This window comes from Kitasatospora sp. NPDC088264, assembly GCF_040685715.1.
Taxonomy (GTDB): Bacteria; Actinomycetota; Actinomycetes; order Streptomycetales; family Streptomycetaceae; genus Kitasatospora.
The window spans coordinates 16,538-34,875 of record NZ_JBFBIR010000050.1 but is presented as its reverse complement, the minus strand read 5'-3'; the positions used below and the strand labels follow the sequence as shown (position 1 = coordinate 34,875).

At 72.5% G+C, this 18,338-nt stretch carries 13 protein-coding genes and 1 pseudogene; 8 read left to right on the top strand and 6 right to left on the bottom strand.

Annotation, left to right across the window (positions count from 1 at the left end; genetic code table 11):
- Nucleotides 1–43: 43 nt before the first annotated feature.
- A complete protein-coding gene (locus tag AB0O82_RS29250) occupies nucleotides 44–1,921 on the bottom strand; it encodes a DNA/RNA non-specific endonuclease (protein WP_363586917.1) in 1,878 nt (625 codons plus the stop codon).
- A gap of 59 nt (nucleotides 1,922–1,980) precedes the next feature.
- Nucleotides 1,981–2,553 carry a sensor domain-containing protein gene (locus AB0O82_RS29245; RefSeq protein ID WP_363586945.1) on the bottom strand — a complete coding sequence of 191 codons (573 nt, stop codon included), beginning with the start codon at nucleotides 2,551–2,553 and terminating at the stop codon, nucleotides 1,981–1,983.
- 850 nt (nucleotides 2,554–3,403) lie between these two features.
- Here AB0O82_RS29245 and AB0O82_RS29240 point away from each other — a divergent pair.
- From AB0O82_RS29240 to AB0O82_RS29215, 6 genes are all read left to right on the top strand, one after another.
- Nucleotides 3,404–4,150 (top strand): tRNA-dependent cyclodipeptide synthase, encoded by a 747-nt coding sequence (locus AB0O82_RS29240; RefSeq protein WP_363586916.1) that lies wholly within the window; start codon nucleotides 3,404–3,406, stop codon nucleotides 4,148–4,150.
- A gap of 223 nt (nucleotides 4,151–4,373) precedes the next feature.
- Nucleotides 4,374–6,431 (top strand): glycoside hydrolase, encoded by a 2,058-nt coding sequence (locus tag AB0O82_RS29235; RefSeq protein WP_363586915.1) that lies wholly within the window; start codon nucleotides 4,374–4,376, stop codon nucleotides 6,429–6,431.
- Between the two features lie 278 nt (nucleotides 6,432–6,709).
- Nucleotides 6,710–8,011 (top strand): nucleotide disphospho-sugar-binding domain-containing protein, encoded by a 1,302-nt coding sequence (locus AB0O82_RS29230; RefSeq protein WP_363586914.1) that lies wholly within the window; start codon nucleotides 6,710–6,712, stop codon nucleotides 8,009–8,011.
- Nucleotides 8,012–8,379: 368 nt separating this feature from the next.
- A complete protein-coding gene (locus AB0O82_RS29225) occupies nucleotides 8,380–10,314 on the top strand; it encodes a PIG-L family deacetylase (protein ID WP_363586913.1) in 1,935 nt (644 codons plus the stop codon).
- Between the two features lie 224 nt (nucleotides 10,315–10,538).
- A complete protein-coding gene (locus AB0O82_RS29220) occupies nucleotides 10,539–11,177 on the top strand; it encodes an ATP-dependent Clp protease proteolytic subunit (RefSeq protein ID WP_363586912.1) in 639 nt (212 codons plus the stop codon).
- A gap of 1 nt (nucleotide 11,178) precedes the next feature.
- Entirely contained in the window at nucleotides 11,179–11,781 is a 603-nt protein-coding gene (locus AB0O82_RS29215) for an ATP-dependent Clp protease proteolytic subunit (protein ID WP_331745151.1), read from the top strand.
- Nucleotides 11,782–11,852: 71 nt separating this feature from the next.
- Here the strand turns inward: AB0O82_RS29215 and AB0O82_RS29210 are convergent, their stop codons facing one another.
- Together AB0O82_RS29210 and AB0O82_RS29205 are read right to left on the bottom strand one after the other, a co-directional pair.
- Nucleotides 11,853–12,320 (bottom strand): helix-turn-helix transcriptional regulator, encoded by a 468-nt coding sequence (locus AB0O82_RS29210; RefSeq protein WP_363586911.1) that lies wholly within the window; start codon nucleotides 12,318–12,320, stop codon nucleotides 11,853–11,855.
- Between the two features lie 124 nt (nucleotides 12,321–12,444).
- Nucleotides 12,445–15,258 carry an SdrD B-like domain-containing protein gene (locus tag AB0O82_RS29205; RefSeq protein WP_363586910.1) on the bottom strand — a complete coding sequence of 938 codons (2,814 nt, stop codon included), beginning with the start codon at nucleotides 15,256–15,258 and terminating at the stop codon, nucleotides 12,445–12,447.
- A 408-nt stretch (nucleotides 15,259–15,666) separates the two neighbouring features.
- Between AB0O82_RS29205 and AB0O82_RS29200 the strand changes: the two genes are divergently transcribed.
- Nucleotides 15,667–16,032: a hypothetical protein gene (locus tag AB0O82_RS29200; RefSeq protein WP_363586909.1), complete on the top strand. Its 366-nt coding sequence runs from the start codon at nucleotides 15,667–15,669 to the stop codon at nucleotides 16,030–16,032.
- A 192-nt stretch (nucleotides 16,033–16,224) separates the two neighbouring features.
- Here the strand turns inward: AB0O82_RS29200 and AB0O82_RS29195 are convergent, their stop codons facing one another.
- Entirely contained in the window at nucleotides 16,225–17,088 is an 864-nt protein-coding gene (locus AB0O82_RS29195) for an NAD(P)H-binding protein (protein ID WP_363586908.1), read from the bottom strand.
- Nucleotides 17,089–17,186: 98 nt separating this feature from the next.
- Between AB0O82_RS29195 and AB0O82_RS29190 the strand changes: the two genes are divergently transcribed.
- Entirely contained in the window at nucleotides 17,187–17,945 is a 759-nt protein-coding gene (locus AB0O82_RS29190) for a TetR/AcrR family transcriptional regulator (protein WP_363586907.1), read from the top strand.
- 138 nt (nucleotides 17,946–18,083) lie between these two features.
- On the opposite strand, the pseudogene AB0O82_RS29185 reads toward AB0O82_RS29190, so the two are convergent.
- A pseudogene (locus AB0O82_RS29185) lies at nucleotides 18,084–18,272 on the bottom strand (DUF4291 family protein); the annotation flags it as partial.
- Nucleotides 18,273–18,338 lie beyond the last annotated feature (66 nt).

The following is an 18,338-nucleotide window of genomic DNA, read 5'->3' as shown; positions in this document are numbered from 1 at the left end:
CCAGCCGTACCGGTCTCGGTTCCCCTGTCCCGGTCTCCCGGTCTCAGTTCCCCAGACTGGGCCCGCCGTCCCCGGGGACGTTCAGGAGGGTCTGCTCGTTGAAGACGGGCCATGACGCGCCGTCGGGCAGCTGAACCGTGGCGCTCATGCTCGCGCCCCACGGGATGGTGCTGCCGTCGTCCCGGTAGAGGGGCGTCACCACGTAGTACACGGCGGCGTCCCCGTCCGCGGACAGCGCGTTCACCTCCTTCTGGACCCTGGCCTCGAACATCCTCATGCTGATCCCCTTGATGTTCATCCCGAGCTGGTAGCACGGGACGAGGTTGATCCAGTCCTCCTTGTGGCTGCCCCTTCCCCCGAGGACGTTGGCGATCAGGTGGCAGCGGGCGAGGCCGCCGCCGGGGGACTGCGCGTTCGCGTCCTCCCAGCCCGTGATGTCGCCGCCGGCCTCGTCACCCTTGACCAGGGGGTTCGTCAGGCAGGCCTCCGCCTTGCCGGCCCTGGTGGCCGGCGCGGGGGCCCGGGAGCCGGAGGGGCTCGGGCCCGCGGTCCGGTTGCGACTGGGCACGGGCTGCTCGGTGTTGAGGATCCATCCGCTGCCGCTCGGCCTGCCCCGGGGTTGCGTCAGGCAGGCGGCCTTGCCGGAAGGAGAGGGCGACGGGCTCCCGGGGCCGGTCTCCGGGGGCTCCGGCGCCGGCTGGACGGTCTTGATCTCGTCGATGACGAGTTTCACGCCGGCCTTGTACGCGACGAGCCGGCCCCGGCGGTCCATGGCGGTTCTGAAGACCTCCAGGGCGGGGGCCGCGGCAGCCCCCGGCATCTGCACCTGGAGGGCCGTGTAGTTCCCGTCGGGCTTGCGGACCAGCCCGTCGTAGGCGATGGACGGGCTGCCGAGCTGCGCCGCCTGGGCGGCGGGAAGCTGCCCGACGGCCTCGGGCAGCAGGTACGCCGTGCCCGGGCGCATGTCGACGGTGGTGCCGGCCTGTTTCGCGTAGGCCTTCAGGGCGGAGGTTCGCGGCTGCTGGTACGGGCTGTCGGCGGTGCCGGCGGCGTCGGCCGTGTCGACGGTGTCGACCCCCCGCCTCCGGCTCTGGGACTGGCTCTGACTCTGACCCTGGTTCTGGCGCTGGTTCTGGCTCTGGGACGGGGCGTGAGCGCGGTGCTGCGGAGGGGCGGCCGCGTCACCGCCCTGGTCCATCGCCGCCGCCGGGTCCGGTGGATTGTCGGCGAGGCTCTGGGTGGCCTGGGCCATCTGCTGGAGCAACTGCTGGGCCCGGGGCTGGAGCTGCTGCTCCTTGGCCTGGAGCTCCTTGGCCTTCGCCTCCTGGGCCTTGGCGGCGGCGCTGAGCTGGGACTGCCTGGAACTGAGCTTGGACTCCTCCTGCCCGAGCTGGGACTGCTCGTTCTCCAGGCTGCCCTTCTCGGCCTGGAGCTGCGCCTGTTCGGTCCTCAGTTCGCTCGCCTCGGCGTCGTACGCGCTGGACGCGGCGGCCTGCGCGGGCAGTTCGAAGGTGTGCGGCTTGTTGTTGTGGGCATCGATCCTGGAGGCCAGGGCCGCCGCGCGCGTCCCGAAGCTGCCGGCCTTCTGCTTCGCGGCGGCGGCCTTGCTCTCGAACGCCGCGGTGTCGTTGCGCAGGGCGGCGGCATCCTTGGTGATCTGTTCCGCCTCGGCGACCACGGCCTTCTCCTGCTGCGCGATCTCCGCCTCCTGCCGGTTGAAGTCCTCGACCTCCCGGATGAGCTGCGCCGAGGCGGCCGCGACGTCCCCGGACGGGACCAGGAGGGCGACGCCGCCCGACTGGGCCAGGACGGCCGCAGCGCCGGTGGCCGCGAACGCGGGCGCTCCCGCGCCGACGACCGGCACCAGCACGGCCGCCAGCGCCAGGAGAACGAATCGCCGTACGGTCGTCCGTACGGTCATCCGCACAGTCGTCCGTACGGTTCGCCGGCCGCGAGCGGCCGGGCCGTACGGGGACGCGGTCATCCGCTCACCTTCTCGGTGAGCTCGTCGGCGAGCTTCGCGGTGGTCGGCTGGCCGTCGCCCGCCTGGCAGACGGCGACCTGGACCAGACTCGTGCCCTTCACCCGCGCCTGGTGGTGGCAGGCCCACTGCGCGCCGCCGTCCTGTGCGCCGTCCTGCGCCGCCGTCCACGCCACGGCGACCTCGGTGGGAGGGTGGGCCGTGTAGGCCCACTTCGCGGTACGACCTGCCTGGTCGGTGACCGTCGAGGACGGGCACTTGGTGAGACCGTCGGTGAGCGCCTGGAAGGCCGCGCCGGTCTTCTCGCTGTCCGGGAACACGCCGATGACCTGGTTCACGGTGTAGGCGCCCGTGGCCCCCGCGTCCTGGTAGGTCGCCGACAGGAACGCGGTCCACGCCTGGCCGTAGACCGACTGGGTCGTCGGTCCCGCCGCGACGGCGCATTCCGACGGCGACACGGCGAGCGGGGCGTGCGGACGGTTCGACTGCGGGCCGGCGACCAGCGTCGTCCCGGCCAGCCGACTGACGCTGTCAGGGCTCACGAGGTCCGCTTGGACCGTACCCGCGGCCACGTGCGGCGGCAGGCTCGTCGGCTGCTGCGGCCAGAGCCACCACCCGACGCCGGCCAGGACGAGGCAGGGCACGACCGCGGCCACGATCAGCTGCCAGTGGCGCGGTACCCGAGCGAGCCGGGGTCTGCCCGGGCCTGCCGTCGGCGCGTGCTGCGGAACCGGCGGCTGCGGCTGCGACTGCGACTGCGACTGCGGCGACGGCGACGGCGCCGCGCCGGATGCCGAAGGCGGCCCAGCAGGACGGGCCCCAGCGCCTGCCGGGCCACCACCGCCCGGGCCCGTCGGCGGCGAAATGATGTAGTCGGCGTCTTCGGCCACGCTGATCTCCCCCACGACACGCCGCCATCCGGGCGACTCAGGTTGCGTTCTGTAAACGAAGCCGGTACATACCGTCACTCATCCGACGCGGCGGGGCAAGACCTTCCGGTCGGATTTGAGGACCGTCTGAGCATTTCGCCGAAATCGAGAACTGCCAGCCGGGACCCCGAAGTTGGATCACCCGTGTCGTGCCGCGCAGAGCCGAAGGATCGGAGCTCCCAGGGGCTGCCGGTGGGTGGTGCGCTGTCGGCGGCGGCCGTGGACATCATTCGTCGGGCAGGGTGAGTGCCAGTCTGCCGAATCCTCGACGGCCTCGGACACGCCGCGCGCTGACGGGCCGCCGGCTTCCCCGCGACGGTCGTCCCCGTTGTCATCGGCTGTCTGTCAAGGTCAGGGCCTCTGTCACGCCCATGCCCCACCGCCCTTGTTTCGTAGGTGAGTTGAAGCAATTTGACGATCAGTCAGACAAAATCTAACGTCGACCCCGTACCGATCGTCGCTCACTCGTTCGATGGCCCGGAGGGGTTTTCGCATGCCTCCTTACGAACAGACTCCTGTCGGCATATCAGGAATTTCCGAGAATCAACCGAAAACCTCCTACAAGGCGAGTGTTGACTCAGTCTCCCCTCCGGCCCGGCGGACCGGACTGGCGGATCAGGGGCAGTGCTTCCTCGGCGTCAGTCTGGAGAACGGCAATTTCGCTCCGGGCAAGATCGCCGCGATGCTCCGCTGGATAGCCAGGCGGTTCCCCCGCTGCACGGTGCTGGTCGGGGACAGCATCCACCGGATCACCCTGGCGTCCACCCGGGGCCTGCCGGAGGACGAGGCGCTCTCCCGGGCGCTGGCCCTGGGCGACCGCTTCATCGCCGACACCCGGGCCCTGTTCGCGGCCGAACGCGAGCAGACCGAATTCACGTTCCTGCGCTGCTCCGAAGTACAGCGGTGGGATTCCTACGCAAAGCACCATCGAAGCCTCACCGACTACCACCGGGCCGACCGGAACTTCCGGGAGTCCGTGGACGCGTTCGGGCGGAGCTTCCACACCAGGCATTCCGGCCAACTTGCCGAGGCCGACCTGGAGAGGCGGGTCGAAATGTCCGCACAGTACTTTCTGGAGGAGTCCGCAATATTCGCGTGTCTTGTCCAGGAAGGCCTTTCTGTCATGGTCTACCCCGGTTCGTTCGGAACCCTTTCGGAGGTCACCGACGGGAGGCACCCGGACGCCCCGGAGGAACTGCGTCGGCTGACCGTCGTCTCGCTCGATCTGCGGAGGCGTTGACGGCCGTCCCTCGCCCCACCGAGCGCTCTGCCGGACCGCCGGACCGCCGGACCAGCAGGTCCAAGCTCGGGTGCCGCGTCAGCATGACCGGTGGTCAATGGTCGTTTCTTAAGGACTTCTTAGGAGTCCTCCGTATCACTGTGTCATGCACACCGGTACTCATACGTCATCCCTTGCGGGCCCCGCCCGCCGGCACGTTCCGCGCGCCGTTCTCGTCCTCGCCATGGCCACCGCGCTGGTGTCCGCAACCGTGGCGAGCGCCACCGGCAGCTCCGCCTCGCCGATGCGGGTGCGGGTCCATGACGGGCGCGTCGACGTGCCGGTACGCGGCGGCACCGCCACCATCGACGCGGCCACGCTGCGGGCCGAGGCCCGGACCGAGGACGGGCGGGTGGTCCTGCTGTCCGCTCCGGCAGCCCAGGGACTGGGCAGGGCGAGCGCCCCGGTCAGGACGGCGAGCGGCGCCGCCTGGTCGTATCCGGAGAAGGGCCTGCGGGCCGAAGTCCGCGCCGATCACGGCCGGTTGCTGGTCACCCTCACCGGGACCGCCCTCACCGGGAGCGGTGGCGACACCTCGGTGCGGTGGCCGGTGACCGCCACCGATCCGGCCGCCGCCGAGGTCCAGCTCCCGCGCGGCGAGGGGCTGTCCGTTCCCGTCGACGACCCGTTCTGGAACTCCTCCGACGGGGCGCTGGTCGGCGAGGAGCAGGAGCTGAGCTCGCAGCTGTCCATGCCGATGTGGGGCTACACGCTCCGCTCCGGCCGGGCCGGCGTCAGCTACATCGTCCCCACCGACATCGGCACGTCGCTGACGTTCGCCTCCCAGGACGGGCGGCTGCGGGCCACGGCCGAGCACGGATTCTCCGCCGGGAACGGCACCGGCGCGTACACCGTGGCCTTCTCCCTCACCGACGGCTCCCCGGTGGCCCCGGCCGTGGACTACCGCAACTGGCTTTCGGAGCACGGGCAGTTGGGCAGCCTGAGCGAGAAGATCAAGCAGAACCCGCAGACCGCGAAGCTGCTCGGCGCCTTCCACGCCTACGCCTGGGGCGGCGCCCGCCGGCCCGCCTACCTCGACCGGCTCAAGGAACTGGGCGTCTCCCGGCTCTGGCTCGGCTACGACTCCGACGACTCCCCGATGACGGGCGAGGACGTCAAGGCCGCCGAGGCCGCCGGCTACCTGGTCGGGCCGTACGACTCCTTCGCCAACGGCCAGCAGAAGACGGACGACTCGTCCCCCAACTCCGTCTGGCCGGACGACGTCTACCCCCGGTTCTGCGTCCTCAGGGCCGACGGAACGCCGCAACCCGGCTTCCACAAGAAGGGCTGCTACCTCAGCTCGCAGGCGTTCGAGCAGGCCGAGCCGCAGCAGCACTACCTCGCGGACCGCACCCGCTCGCTGGTCGCCAACGGGGCCGACAGCTACTTCCTCGACGTGGACGCGGCGGGCGAGCTCTTCCAGGACTTCGACCCCGGCCACGCGATGACCATGGACGAGGACCGCGCCAACCGGCTCGCCCGGATGCGGCGCCTGACGGACGGCTCGTACGACGCGTCCACGGGCCGGCCCGCCCCGCTGGTCCTGGGCTCGGAGTCCGCCGGCTCCTGGGCCAACCAGGTGCTGGCCTTCGACCACGGCTCGGGCACCCCGGTGGACGGGCGGCTGTGGGCGATGGAGTCCGGGCACTTCGACAACGGGCCGCAGGACCCCAAGGACGACGGCGCCTGGGGCGGCTACGCCCCGGAACAGGCCGCCGCCACCTTCTTCAAGCCGGTGCGCACCACGGACTTCAAGCCCGAGCACCAGGCCCGGGTGGCCGCCGCCCTGAAGGCGATGTACGACCCGCGGTACCGGGTGCCGCTGTACGAGACGGCGCTGCACGGTTCGCTGGTCAACGTCGAACGCTGGGAACTGCCCTTCAGCAAGCTGCCGGAGCAGAAGACCACGCGTGCGCTGCTGGCGATGCTCGACAACACCCCGCTCAACTTCGTGCTCAGCGACAAGGACCCGCACGACGGGCAGAACCTTCGGGAACTGGCCGCCCTGCAGCAGTACTTCGCGCCGCTGCACCAGGCGGCCGGCGCCCAGCAGCTGACCTCCTTCCGTTGGCTGACCGGCGACCACCTGGTGCAGCGGACCGTCTTCGGCGACGGCACGCTGACCGTCACCGCCAACTTCGGCACCACCGTCCACGACGGCCTGCCGGGCGGCTGCGTGGACGCCACCGTGCGCGGACGCCCTGGCACCCAGCGGCTCTGCCCGGCTGACGTGGTCTCCTGACGACCGGGGCTGACGAGCCGGCCAGCTGACGACCTGAGGACCTGACTGCCTGACTGCCTGACGAGCCGGCGGGACGGGCACCCCCGCCCGTCCCGCCCGTCCCGCCTGGCCCCGCCGCCCCGCCGCCCCGCCTGGCCCCGCCGCCCCGCCGTCCCGCCGCCGGTGTCGGTGCCGGGCGGACGCGGCGTGGTGGGTTAGCCTGCGCTGTGGGCCGGGTGCGCGGGGGCGACCACGGGGTGCGTACGGACCGGCCGACGAACGACTATGGGGGGTTTCACATGTCCAGGATCATCACTGCCGCCATGCCCGCGCACGGGCACACCGCGCCGATGCTGGCGATCACCGCCGACCTGGTGGCGCGCGGGCACGAGGTGGTCTTCCTCGGCGGGGCGCGGTTCGCCGGGGCCGCCGAGGAGACCGGGGCGCGCTTCGTCGCCCTGCCGCCGGAGGCGGATTTCGACGACCGCCGGATCAACGACTCCTTCCCGGGGCGGGCCGAACTGCCGCCCGGGCCACAGCGGTTGGCCTTCGACGCCCGGAACATCTTCATCGACCCGGTGCCCGCGCAGTACCGGGCGCTGCGCGCGTTGCTGGCGGAGTTCCCGGCCACGGTCGTGCTCGGTGACTGCTTCTTCCACGGCGCGGTGGCTCTGGCGCTGGCCCATCCGCGCGGCGAGCGGCCGGCCGTGGTGGGCATCGGGGTGTCCCCGCCGATGCTGCAGAGTGTCGACACCGCGCCCTTCGGGCTTGCGCTGGCGCCCCAGGCGGGACCGGAGGGGCTGGCCCGCAACCGGGAGTTGAACGCCGAGGCGGCGCTGCGCGGTGAGCCGCTGCGGCAGTACGCGGCCGAGGTCTTCGCCGGGGTCGGGGCCGAACTGCCGCCGGGGCCACGGGCGAACGCCGCCGTCACCGGGCCCGACCACTACCTGCAGCTGACCGTCCCGGGGTTCGAGTACCCGCGCAGCGACGCGCCGGCCTCGCTGCGCTACATCGGCGCGCTGGCGCCGCAGAACCGGAACGAGGTGGAACTGCCGCAGTGGTGGCCGGAGTTGGCCTCCGACCGCCCGGTCGTGGTGGTCACCCAGGGCACCCTGGCCAATGACGACCTGACCGAGCTGCTGGTCCCCGCGGTGCGGGCGCTGGCCGACCGCCCCGACCTGCTGGTGGTTGCGGCCACGGTCCGCCCGGACGGGCCCGAGCTGCTGGCGCAGGCGCTCGGCGGCCTGCCGGACAACGTGCGGGCCGCCGGCTACCTGCCGTTCGACCGGCTCCTGCCGCACGCCGACGTGTTGATCAGCAACGGCGGCTACGGCGGTGTCCACACCGCGCTGGCCTTCGGGGTGCCGCTGGTGGTCGCGGGCGGCAGCGAGGACAAGCCCGAGGTGGCCGCCCGGGTGGCCTGGCGCGGTGTGGGCATCGACCTGCGCACCGGGCGCCCGGGCGAGCCGGAGCTGCGCGAGGCCGTCGACCTGGTCCTGGCCGACCCGGCCTACCGCGCCAACGCCGCCGACCTGGCCGCCGAACTCGCGGCCCACCAGCCGCTGACGGCGATCGCCGAACTGGTGGACTCGCTCGGCTGACCGCCGCGGGGCGCCGCCGGGTGCTCGGGAGGACCGACCGGCGGGATCTGCCGACACGCCGTCACCTCGCGCGACCGGCCTCCTGCCCCACCCGGCCGCACGGACCGGTCTCCTACCCCACCCGGCCGCACGGGTTGGACTCGGCTTGTCGTCTTATCGCTCGCTGGGCCGATTCCATCTCCGAAAGGAACGGGCTCGTCCGGAAAGGGGTCCGATGGGGCGGGGAGCGGTTGAAGTAATTTGATGATGCGTCAATTGACTTCCCCCGCTGGCAATTTGCGCGATGCGGTCCAGGGTATTGCCCTCCCGATATGCGCTAGCCTCGTCCTGGCGTGATCACATGCCGATCTCGAATTGGGGGGAATCACATGGCAATCGGACGACGGCAACTCCTCACCTCCGTCGCGCTCACCGCCCTCGCCGCGCCCGTCCTGGCCAAGGGGACCGCGACCCGCGCGGCCGCGGCCGTGGGGGCGGCCCCGGCCGCCCCCTCCGGGCCGCTGTTCATGCAGGTCGTCGCGCACGAGGACGACGACATCCTGTTCATGAACCCGGACCTGTCCAACGCGCTCGCCATCGGCACCCCGTCCGTCACGGTGTTCGTCACCGCGGGCAACGCGACCGGCGACCCGTGCGCCACGTCCTGCTGGGACACGGCCGGCGAGCCGCTGCGCACCTGGAACCGGCAGATGGGCGCCATCAACGCCTACTCCCGGATGACCGGGGTCGGCGACACCGACCCGGCGACCGACGAGGTCGGGCACTGGACGGCCGAGGCGTGGACGGTCGCGGGCAAGCAGGTCGAACGGTACGTCCTCAAGGGCCGCCCAATGCACCTGATCTTCCTCAACCTGCACGACGCCGGGCTCGGCGCCGTCCTGGCCGGCGGCACCGACACCACGGTCGTCCCGGTGGGCAGCCCGCTGTCCGGGCCGTCGACCTACACGGCGGCGGACGTCGTCGAGGTGCTGCGGCAGCTGATGGTGACGTACCAGCCGACCGTGCTCCGGGCCCAGGACGAACTCCCGGACAGCCGCTACTCGGGCGACCACTCGGACCACGTCTCCGCCGCGAAGTTCGCCGGCCAGGCGGCCCTGCTGTACGGCGGCCCGCTGATCCAGGTGAACTACCGGGACTACAACATCAGCGACTCCCCGGTGAACCTCGACCCGGCGACGACCGGCGCCAAGGGCGTGTTCGTCTCCGAGTACGCCAGCCACGACCACTCGGGGAACTACTCCGACGCCTGGTTCTCCCGGATGTACTACCGCTGGTCGCGGGGCACCTCCTGGGCCGGGCTGAACCAGGACGGCCGGCCTCAGGTCTTCGTCGTCCGGGCCGGCGTCCTCTACACCTACTGGCGCCAGGCGGACGGCAGTTGGGGCGGTCCGGTGCGGATGGCCGACCCGGGCGGGCGACTGGCGCCGGGCATCGCGGTCGGGACCAACGCCGACGGCCGGCTGGAGGTCTTCGCCCGCCGCCTGACCGATCACCACATCATCTCCCTGCCCCAGGGTGCGCCCAACGGCTGGTGGTGGAACAGCTGGGCCGACCACGGCAACCCCAACACCGGACTCGGCAACGAGGACCAGGTCGGCGTGCCCGTGGTGGCCGGTAACCAGGACGGGCGGCTGGAACTGTTCGTCAAGAACGGCGGGGGCGGTCTCAGCAGCATCTGGCAGACCACCTCGGGCGGGGTGTGGACGGGCACGTGGACGGACCTGGGCGGCACCGACCTCCAGGACCCGGTCACCGCGATCCGCAACGGCGTCGGGGCGATCGAGGTGTTCGCCAGCACCCGCACCGGAATCCTCGGCTGGTGGCAGGGCGCCCCGAACGGAGCCTTCGGCGGCCCGGGCCCGATTCCGGGCGCCCGGCCGGCCAGCCCGCCCAAGGCCGCGCTCGACCAGGACGGCCGCATCGAACTCGCCTACCGCGAGGCCGGCACCGGCGCGATGCTGGTCAGCTACCAGACCCGGCCCGGCGGCGAGTGGAGCCAGTCCCCGGCCCCCCTCGGCGGAGACGGGGGAGTGGGCGAGCCGGCGGCGGCCACCGTCGGCGGACGGGTCGTCCTGTTCGAGCGCAACCGCGGCGGCGGCGTGAGCACCACCGCCCAGACCGCCCCGAACTCCGGCTACGGCACCTGGCAGGACCTCGGCGGCACCGTCCTCGACTACCCGGCCGCACTCGTCGACGGCGGCGGCGTCCTCCACGTGTTCGCGATCGGTTCGGACGGCCGCGTCTACTACCGCGCGGGCACGACGCCCACCACCTTCGGCGGCTGGCAGGGCCTGCCGCTCTGACCGTCCCGCCCGGCGGCCGGTCGGGGGCTCTCCCGGCCGGCCGCCGGGCCATGCGCCGCCGGGCCCGGGCCGTCGCCTCTGCCCGTGGCGAATCTGCGGCGGGCAGAGAAAACGCATCCGGAGGTCTCCCGGGGTCAAGAGTGGAGTCGAGGGCAAGCCCGCCTCAACACCTCGACTCGACACTTCGACACTTCGACACCTCGGCATCTCGACAAGGAGACCGGATGACTCCCCTCACCACGCTCGCGCCCCGCGCGGAGGAGGGCGGCACGCCGCCCAGCCGCTTCGACGACCACCTCGCGGCGCAGTTGCTCGCCCAGCGGATCGTCCTCCTCGGCACCCAGGTCGACGACGTGTCGGCCAACCGGGTGTGCGCGCAGCTGCTCCTGCTGTCGGCGGAGGACCCGCGCACCGACATCAGCCTGTACGTCAACAGCCCCGGCGGGTCGGTCACCGCGGGGCTCGCCATCTACGACACCATGCGGCTCATCCCGAACGACGTCTCGACGCTGGTGATGGGGTTCGCCGCCAGCATGGGCCAGTTCCTGGTCACCGTGGGGGCGCCCGGCAAGCGGTTCGCGCTGCCGAACGCGCGGATCATGATGCACCAGCCATCGGCGGGCATCGGCGGCACCGCCGCCGACATCGAGATCCAGGCGGAGAACCTCCAGTTCACCAAGAAGGCCATCGAGCGGATCACCGCCGAGCACACCGGGCAGAGCGAGGAGACGATCGCGCGGGACGGCGACCGGGACCGCTGGTTCACGGCCGAGCAGGCCAGGGAGTACGGGATCGTGGACCGGGTGGTGGAGTCGGTCGCCGACATCCGCCCGGCCGTGTCGCGCCGACGGATGGGGCTGTGACATGGGGTCGTACACGGTTCCCTACGTCATCGAGCGGACCGCGCAGGGCGAGCGCTCCTACGACGTCTTCAGCCGGCTGCTGAACGAGCGGATCATCTTCCTCGGCACCGAGATCGACGACGGGGTCGCCAACGTGGTCATCGCGCAGCTCCTGCACCTGGAGTCGGAGAGCCCGGAACGCGAGATCTCGATCTACCTCAACTCGCCCGGTGGATCGTTCACTTCGCTGATGGCGATCTACGACACGATGACGTTCGTGCAGGCGCCGATCTCCACGTTCTGCGTCGGTCAGGCGGCGTCGACGGCGGCGGTGCTGCTGGCCGGCGGAGACCCCGGGCGGCGGTTCGTGCTCCAGCACGCGCGGGTGCTGCTCGGCCAGCCGGCCAGCGGCGGCCGGCAGGGGACGGTGTCCGACCTCAGCCTCGCGGCGAAGGAGATGGTCCGCACCCGCTCGCAGGTGGAGGAGGTGTTGTCCCGGCACACGCACCACGACGTGGCGACGTTGCGCGCGGACATGGACCGGGACAAGGTGTTCACCGCCGAGGAGGCCGTCGCCTACGGGCTCGCCGACGAGGTGCTGAGCCGACGGCTCGCGTTCGGCTGACTCCGCGCGGGCGTGGCCGGTACGGCGGGGCGCGCCACCGTCGTACCGGCCGTCGGTCGGGGCAGGTCCGATCAGGCGGCGAGGCAGAGCCCGTCGTACTGCGCCGTGGGCGACGTGCGGCTCCGGTCCAACCGGCTTCGGCCCACCGCGCCCCGGCCCATCTGGCTCCGGGTGTGCCGGGTCAGTTCGTCCTGCGCGAGCGAGAGCAGGTCGGCGAGGCCGAACCCGAGGGCCCGGGCGGCGGCCGCGAGGACCTCGGAGGAGGCCTCCTTGCGCCCGCGCTCCAGCTCCGACAGGTACGGGATCGAGATCCGGGCCGCCTCCGCCACGTCCTTCAACGTCCTTTCCTGGGCGAGCCGTTCGCGGCGCAACGCGTCGCCGACGAGGTCGCGCCACAGGGGTTCCCTCGGCGCGGGCGCGGGCGCCGGTGACGCTCCCGCCGGCCGCTGCGGGGCGCGGGTCGCCCCGCCGGAACCGGGCGACGAGGTGTGCGGGCGCAGGGGGATGACGCGGGCTTCGTTCGGCGCATGAGTGCTCACCCCTCCAGCCTAGGGATCCGGGGCACCAGGGGAAGGGAGTGGCGTTCTGCCCTGGGTGAAGCCGTACGGGCCGCCCGGCCGGGCCCGTGGCCGTCGAACTCGCCACGGGCCCGGCCTGGTTCCACTACGCGTGCCGCGCCCCGCGCCGGCGCGCGACCACGACCAGCACGCCGCCCGCACCCAGCAGCGCCGCCGCACCGGTCACGCCGAGCGGCAGCACGCTGCCGGCCCCGGTGGTCGGCAGCGCGCCGCCGGGCCGCTCATCGGGCCGGGACGGCCAGGCGCTCGGCGACGGCGGCGACGGCGGCGACAAGGACGCCACCGCCGCCACCGAGGACGACGGGCTCGGTGCCGGGGTCGGTGCCGGGGTCGGGGTCGAGACCGCATCCGGCGACGACGGGGCCGCGCCCGAACCGGCCGACGGGAGCAGCCGGTTGACGACCGTCACCGTGATCCCGTCGTCCAGGGTCTCGCAGGTGAGCACCAGCGGCCCGAAGACCGCGACGGCCGGCGCCGCGTAGCCGTCGGGCGGGCTCACCTCCACCCAGTAGTACGTCCCCGGTCCGACGACGATCCGGCAGATGCCGTCCGCCCCGGTGGTGCAGGGATCGCCGACCGGCGAGTCCTGGTGCCCGCCGGCGGTCTGCGGCCAGCTGGGCCCGCCGTTCCAGCGCCACAGCTGGAACGTCGCCCCGGCCAGCGGCCTGCCGTCCTGGTCGTGCTTGACCAGGGTCAGCGTGCCCTCCTGCGGCCGGAAGCCGAAGTCGAAGGTGTGGTCGTCCTGGCCCGGCCCGCCGGTGGTCAGTTCCCGCTCGGCGTACGTTCCGCCCGGCGGGACGACGCCCTTGGAGTTGATGAACGGGTTGTCGCCGACGTCGTGCCGGGTGGGCACCCACTGGTACAGCGGGCCACCCTCGGCGAAGTCGGCGGGGTTGTCCAGCCGGATCGTGTACTTGGTGTGCGGCTTGAGCCCGCCGTCCACGTTCGAGTCGTCGAAGTAGTACTCGCCGCGCGCCGTCGTCCGCGCCGTGCCGACGAGCTTCCCCGGCCCGTCGTACAGGTGGACGGTGGCGCCCTCCACCGGGCGCTGGCCCGGCTTCTGGATGCCCTTGTGCTCGGCGTCGTACCAGACCCGGTTACCGATCTGCAGCGGCGCCTGGTCGCAGAGCACCTCCAGGTCCCCCATCGAGGCGCCCTTGCCGAACGGCGCGGGCACGTTCGCCGGGTTGAGCCGCAGGCCGAACGCCGGGTCCTGCCTGCCGTCGCGCTGGACGAACGACGTGCCGTAGCCGAAGGCCGTGCTGTTGGGGTCGAACCCGGAGGTCCCGATGGTGTTCTCGACCTTGGACAGCGCCATCCCGGCGTAGGCCGCGTTGTGGTGGACGCCCATCCGGCTGGTGTCGAAGAAGCGGGCGCCCCGGGGCGAGAGCCCGCAGCCGGTGTTGGCGTCCAGCACGTAGGTGCCGCCGCTCAGGCAGGCCTTGTTCAGGTCACCGCCCGACAGCACCTCGCCCACCGCCGCGCCCGACCCCGACTGGCCCGTCGCCCGGTCGGCCATGCGGTCGCGGAAGGCCAGCAGCATCGAGCCGTCCGTCTCGAATCCGACCTCGCCCAGCTCCGGCTCCGGCTGCGCGCGGAAACCGGCGCAGGTCTGGCCGTTCTGCGTGGTCGGGTAGGTGTTCGTCCACGGGAACCAGCCCGCGCCGTCGCACGGGCCCGATCCGACGGTCGACTGGCGCGGGTAGTCCAGCGGCTGGTCCAGCACGGCCGCGCGGAACCGGCCGGTGGCCAGGTCGAAGGGCAGCACGACCGCCCGCAGGTCCGAGGCCTTGCCCGTCGACTCGCCCGAGCAGACCCCGCCGAGGTAGCCGACGCCGTCCTGGAGGCCCAGGCCGAACGGCCGCCAGTCCCCGGCCGAGGCGCAGCCCGGGTCCGGGACCGGGTAGACGCCCCTCGGCTGCGCGGCCGTCGGCGCGGTCGCGTCGTAGCGGTACAGCGTGCGGGTGTTGAGGTTGACGACGAACAGGTCCCTGCCGTCGTTCGTCACCTTGAGCCCGCCGAGGCTCTCCTTGCCCGGCGCGACGAGGAACGCGTCGTCCGTCCCCGGTCCGTGCGCCGTGCTGCCGGCGTCCGGGACGGTGGTGAACAGCGTGGTCCGCCCCTGCGCCGGGTCGGTCACGTAGATGCCGCCGGCGCCGCCGGGGCCGTAGTCCGTGGTGCGCTTGGCCGCCGCCGAGGAGAAGATCCGCCGGTCGGCCTTGTTCCACGCGATGCCGTAGAGCGTGCCCGTCTGCGCGTCGGTGGCGAGGTTCGTGACGTTGACGTCCACGCCGTCCTGGCCACGCGCGCGGTACGGGAACGACACCAGCGTGCGCTGCGCGCCGCCTCCCCAGGTGGTGTTCTGGCAGGTCGTCACCAGCGGCGCGTTCTGCTGGCAGTAGTCCCCCGGGTACCACAGCCCGGTGGTGTACGAGACGTTCTTGCCGTCGGAGAGGTCGACGAACTCCTCGTTGGAGCTCAGCTGGTTCGGCGCGCCGTCCAGCCCCTGCCGCGAGGCGAACGCCGGGAACAGCACGCCCGGCTTCGGATTCACCACCTGCACCCGGTACGTGCCGCCGTGCTCCCGGCTCCGCGGCGGCGCCAGCGTCACCGTCCCGTCGGCCCCGGTGGTGCCCTCGACGTGGGCCCGCGCCTCGCCGGTGAGCGTCACCTTCACGCCCGCCAGCCCCGGCTCCAGCGCGGGCGTCCACACCCCGGAGGAGTCCACGGCCCGGATCACCCGGACCGTCACCGTCCCGTCCTCCGTCTGCGAGAACGCCGCCGGCGCCGTCAGCGCCCCGCCGCCGCACAGCGCGGCGGCGAGCACCGCGGCCCGCGCGACGCCCTTCCTTCTCCTTCTCGTCCCCACCTGATCCCCACTCTCATGGTCGGCGGACATCTGCCCGATCCGGACAGGACCCCCAGGAGAGCGACAACCGGTCGTCCACGTCCTGGTTTCGGGGCGCATTCACTGGTGTGTGTGACAGGTGAAGGGCCGGAAATCGCATCAAGTTCGGATGCGACCGCACAAGTTCGCATACCGCAGGAGAAATCCCGACGCCCGGAGCGCCCGGACCCCCGCGGCGGAGCGGATCCGCAACTCCCCGCAGTCCCGCCCGACGGCGTCTACCACAACGCCCTTTACCACAACGCCCCCCTGCCACGCCGCCGTTCCGGTGCCCGGACGCCGTCCTGCCCGGGGGGCCTTTAGGCCTGAAAGCCGCTATCCGAAGCCGGTGATCAAACCGTAGGAATGGCTCCACGGCCTGATCGGCCACCCACCCGTGATCAGAAGGAGCTTTCGCCCATGATCCGTCTTCGCACCTGTATGGCCATCGCCGGCGCCGCGGCGACGTTCGCCCTGACCGCCGCGCCCGCCCAGGCCGCCCCGGGCGACGTCACGACCTCGTGCGGAAGCGTTCTCACCCCGGCCGGCTACGTCGACGTGAGCTGGGGTTACAGCAGCAGTTGCGGCACGCAGAGCTTCAGCCCGAACATCAAGCAGATGAAGCAGCTCACCGGACTGCCCGTCGGCACCGTGGTCCAGGCCTGCTCCACCACCTACCCGCCGGCGGGCTGGGTCCAGACCGGCTCGTACTACACCAGCAGCTGCGTCGCCTGGTCGAACCCGAGCCTCAACAACAACGCCTGGCAGCTGAAGCGCGTCTCCTGACCGGGCGACTCCGCTGGGCCGGCACACCCGGGGCGCTCCCTCAGGAGCGGGGTGCCCGGCCGTCCGGGCCGCCGTCCGGGAGGCGGTCCCGGACGGCGGCGTAGGCGGGGCGCGGACGGCGGCCCGAAGCCCGACCGCCGCCGAGCGGCCAGGACCGGGCACCGGCATCCGGCACCCGGCGCCCTCGGTGGATCAGCTTTCGGACAGCTGCTCGCGCAGCACCGTGCGCAGGGTGACGGGATCGCGGCCGAGCAGGTCGGCCAGGGTGGGGTCGGTGGCGGCGAACTCACCGGCGCGGCTGGCGGCGAAGATGCCGAGCAACCGGTCGGCGGTTTCCGCGGGGACGCCTTGGCCCGTCAGCTGCGTGCGGAACTGGTCGTCGGGGGCGGTGGTCCGCGTGACGGTGCGGCCGGTGAGCTCGGTGGTGATGGCGGCGATGTCGTCGAAGGTGAGCGCCTGTCGGCCCGTGAGCGGCGGCGTGGGGCCGTCGAAGCGGCCTTCGTCGGCCAGGATGGCGGCGGCTGCGTCCGCGAGGTCGGCGTGCGCGGTCCAGGCGACCGGCCCGTCCGCGGGGAGCGCGAGCCGGCCGGACTGTGCCGCGTTGCCGAGGAAGTGCGCCGCGCTGGTGGCGTGGAAGCCGTTGCGCAGCGAGGTGAACGGCACGCCGCAGGTGCGCAGGGCCTCCTCGGTGGCGGCGTGGTCGCGGCAGGCCTGGAAGCGCGACGTCGCGCCGGCCCCCATCTGGCTGGTGTAGAGGATGCGACGGGCGCCCGCCGTGACGGCCGCTTCGATCGCGGTGCGGTGCTGCCTGACGCACTCCTCGCCCATCTTGTCGACGGAGACGACGAGGACCTGCGAGGCGTCCTCGAAGGCGTGCGCGAGGCCGGCGGCGTCGGTGAAGTTGCCCTGGCGTACCCGTACCCCTTGGTCGGCGAAGTTCTGCGCCTTCTGCGGGTCGCGGACGCTGACGCCGATGCGTGCCGCCGGTACGCGCGTCAGCAGCCTCTCGACGATCTGACGCCCCAGCTGTCCGGTGGCTCCGGTCACGATGATCATGATGTGCTCCCGTGTCGCGACGAGATGGTTCCAGTGGAAACACTTTCAATGTATCGCCGATAATAACGATGGAACCAGTGGTGCGGTATCGTTGATTCATGCCATCGCCTTCACGCGACAGGGGCGGCGCCACCGCCACCGCGTCCACCATTGAGTCCGCCCCCGCCTCCCCGGGCCGGGAGCAGACCAGGCAGCGGGTCATCGAGGCCGCCATCGGACTGCTGACGCGCGGGGGCCGCGACGCGGTCACCACCCGCGCGGTCGCCGATGCGGCGGGCCTGCAGCCGCCGGCCATCTACCGGCTGTTCGGCGACAAGGACGGGCTGCTCGACGCCGTGGCCGAGCACGGCTTCGCCGCGTTCCTCGCCACCAAGCACGTCGACCCCGACCCCCGGGACCCGATCGAGGACCTGAGAGCCGGCTGGGACGTCGCGGTCGAGTTCGGTCTGGCCAACCCCGCGCTGTACACGCTGATGTACACCGAACCCACCGGGACCACCTCGGCCGCCTTCAAGGCCGGCATGGAGATCCTGATGGGCCGCATCCGACGCCTCGCCGTCGGCGGCTGGCTCCGCGTCGACGAGGAACTCGCGGCCCAGATCATCCACGCCACGGCGCGCGGCGCCGTGCTCACCTGGCTGTCCCTGCCCCGGGACCGGCGCGACCCGGCCCTGTTGACCACCCTTCGGGAGTGCATGGTCGCCGCCGTCACCAACCGGCAGCCGGCCGTGAACGAGCCGGGCCCGGCCGGCGCAGCCCGCGCCCTGCGCGCCGCACTGCCCGAACAGACGACGCTCAGCGGCGCCGAGCAGCATCTGCTGGGGGAGTGGCTGAACCGCCTCGCCGCCGACGGCTGACCACCGGCGGCTGGACCGGGCAACGCTACCCCGGCCCCGGTGTCAACTGATGGTGCACCACGTCTCGGACCGTCGCGAGCTGCCCTGGTGGACGGCGACGGAACGAGCAGCCCGTGGCCCCGAGCGCTCGGGACCGGCTCAGCCGCGCAGGTGGTTCAGCAGCGCGTCGCCCGCCGGATAGGGGCGCTCGGCGGGAAGGAGCTGCCGGGCGGCATCCAGAGCCCCGTCCCTCACCTGGGCCTGGACCGTGTGCGCGAGTGCGGTGACGTTGTCGATCGAGACGATCCACTGCTCCGCGTAGCGCTCGGCGGCCTCGCCGGCGAGGCCGCTGGTGCGGCGCTCGGCGGTCGCTGCGGCACCTGCGGTGAGCGCGTGGTGGAGGTGTTCCCGGGT